The organism is Mesorhizobium sp. M4A.F.Ca.ET.050.02.1.1, assembly GCF_003997725.1.
GTDB lineage: Bacteria > Pseudomonadota > Alphaproteobacteria > Rhizobiales > Rhizobiaceae > Mesorhizobium.
Map to the genome: position 1 here is coordinate 1 of NZ_RZSG01000815.1, position 2585 is coordinate 2585.

The window sequence follows — 2585 nt, forward strand, 5'->3', positions numbered from 1 at the left end:
GTATCTGGTCACCCGGCATGAGCTTGTCGGAATCGCCCCATTTGACCGTCGGCAGCGGCTTGCTGGCCTTGACCTTGAGCACGGCGAGGTCGTTCTTGGCGTCGCGGCCGATCAGCTTGGCGGGAAGCTCGGTGCCGTCATCCAGCGTCACCTTGATCGAGGTCGCGCCGTCGATGACGTGGTTGTTGGTGACTATGGTGCCGTCGGCGCCGACGATGAAGCCGGAGCCCAGCGCCTCGGCGCGCTGCGCCTGCTGCGGCGGCGTCTTGGGCATCGGCACGCCCTGGTCGCCGAAGAACTGGCGGAAATAGTCGTCGAAGGGCGAGCCGCCGTCAAAGGGTTGCTCCTCGTTCATCGTTTCCGGCTGCGCCTTCATGACGGTGGCGACGGTCACCACCGCCGGCTTGTCGACGGCCACAATCGGCGCGAACGAGCCGTTCGGTGCCGTAATCCCGGCAACGGGGGTCTGGGTCGTGGGGACCACGTTGCTCGCGCCGCCGCTGTTCGCGCTTTGGGCGAAGGATACGACGAAAGGGGAGATGATCAGCGCAGCGCCCAGCAGGGCCGCGACGCGATGTCTACGAAGAATGCTTGAGGGTGACATGGTCGTTCTGTCCGGGCGAGAGTTGATCTTGCGCCGCGAGCGGCTCTCAGGCGAAGCGCCGTCGACGTGTCGGCGACCTGGACTGCCCGTCTCGCCTCGCGTGACAGCCGGCCGGATCGACAGCCCGCATCTAGGGCGTCGATGGGTCCGAATTAGGGTTTTCGTCCGACCTTACGAAGATTTAATCTCAGAAGGCGCTCACGAAGCGCCCCGTCGGCGCAGATAGGCCGAGGCGATCTCGCGCATGCGCGCGGCGTCGAAGCTCGGTCCATGACCGCCATAGCCGATGCGGATCGGCAGGTCGAGCAGGCGCCGCATGGTGCGGCAATAGGCGGCGCGATCGGAATCCGGCAAATCGTCGATCAGCATGCCGTCATAGATGGCATCGCCGGCAAACATCAACCCGTCGGCCTCGTCGAACAGCGCGATCGAATCGGGCGAATGTCCCGGCAGATGCAGGACGCGGAACTGGCGGTCGCCGAGATCGACGATGTCGTCCTCGTCAAGCGTGCGCGTCAGCGGCGCCGGCGCAATGCTGTAGTCGGCTGCGCTCCAGTCCGGCGTGGGCAGCCTGGAAACGGCGCCGTCGAGATTGCGGAACATGTAGGCGTAGGTGACGGCCTCATCCATGCTCTCGAACTGCGCGGCGCTCATCTTCGGCCCGGCCCGCAGCGGGAACTCATGCAGCGAGCCGACATGGTCGAGATGGATATGCGTGGCGACGACGATCAGCGGCTTGCCTGCTGGCGTGTCGATCTCGGGCGCCAGCGGCAGGATGCCCATGCCGGTGTCGACCAGAAGGTCGGCGTCCCGGCCTTTGAAATGCCAGATGTTGGCGCGCACGAAATCGTGCACGAACGGCTCGGTCAGCATCGATGTCCTGGCGTCGACGATGGCCTTGCCGAACCAGTCGCCGACTACCAGGTCGCCCATCAGACGAAGGGCTTCCCGACCTTGTATTTCTCCGGCACCAGCCGCTTGAGGTAGGCCATGCCGGCATCCGAGAGCTTGTTGGCGTCGGGCTGCATGAAATCGTCGGGCATGTGGCGCGTCTTGCCTGCGACATTCTTCAGCGGCACCTTCTTCAGCACGGTTTTGGAACCGTCATGCTGCAGCGCCACCGAGCCGCCGCCCTGCCCGGCGACCTCGACTGCGAAGGCGCCGGCGTCGAAGGCCTCTTTGGCGTCGACGGCATTGATCGCGCCGATGTAGCCGCGCGGCATGTAGCCCAGCGCATCGACCCGCGCCCGCTTGCCCGGCAGGCCTTCGGCCAGCGCCCGTTCCAACGCCGCCGTCAGGTCGCTGCCCGACAGCTTGACGTTGCCGTGCTGGTCGCGTTCGAGCTTCTCTGGCGGCACCAGGCTCTCGACCAGCGCCTTGCCGTCGGCTGTGCTGACGCCCTCCGACACGGCGACGATGCAGCGCTTGTGGCGGTCGAGCGTGGCCCGCACGTCGTCGATGAAGCGTTTCGCCGAGAAGGCGCGCTCCGGCACGTAAACCAGATGCGGGCCGCTGTCCGGATCGAGCTGCCAGGCGGCGGCGGCCGCGGTCAGGAAGCCGGCGTGCCGGCCCATGACGATGCCGACATAGATGCCGGGCAGGGCGCGGAAATCGAGGTCGACCGAGAGGAAGGCGCCGGCGACGAACTCGGCCGCCGAGATGAAGCCCGGCGTGTGGTCGTTCTCCTCGAGGTCGTTGTCGATAGTCTTCGGCGCGTGCACGAAGGCGATTGTGCCGCCGGCTGCGTCGGTCAGGATCTGCTGCGTGCCCGACGTGTCGTTGCCGCCGATATAGATGAAGGCGTCGGCGCCGATCTTCTTCAGCCCGTTGAGGATCACCTCGCAATAGGCGGCGTCGGGCTTGTCGCGGGTCGAGCCGAGCGCCGCGCTCGGCGTCGCCGCGATCAGCCTGAGCTGCTCCTCAGGGATGGCCGAGAGGTCGGCATAGTTGCCATCGCGGATGCCGCGCACGCCGTGGATCG

The 2585-nt window shown here is 66.5% G+C and carries 3 protein-coding genes; all 3 read right to left on the reverse strand.

The annotated features are described in order from the left end of the window. Positions 1 to 604, reverse strand: a 604-nt coding sequence (locus EOA33_RS31600; RefSeq protein WP_190234427.1) for a trypsin-like peptidase domain-containing protein, incomplete at its 3' end; no start/stop codon positions are given. 198 nt (positions 605 to 802) lie between these two features. Next, entirely contained in the window at positions 803 to 1537 is a 735-nt protein-coding gene (locus tag EOA33_RS31605) for an MBL fold metallo-hydrolase (RefSeq protein WP_127407410.1), read from the reverse strand. After that, positions 1537 to 2585, reverse strand: a 1049-nt coding sequence (locus EOA33_RS31610) for a diphosphate--fructose-6-phosphate 1-phosphotransferase (protein ID WP_127407411.1), incomplete at its 5' end; no start/stop codon positions are given. The genes EOA33_RS31610 and EOA33_RS31605, both read right to left, overlap by 1 nt.

Excerpts from the sequence above, each read along its gene's own strand:
- EOA33_RS31605 (WP_127407410.1), bottom strand. The coding sequence starts at position 1,537 with ATGGGCGACCTGGTAGTCGGCGACTGGTTCGGCAAGGCCATCGTCGAC.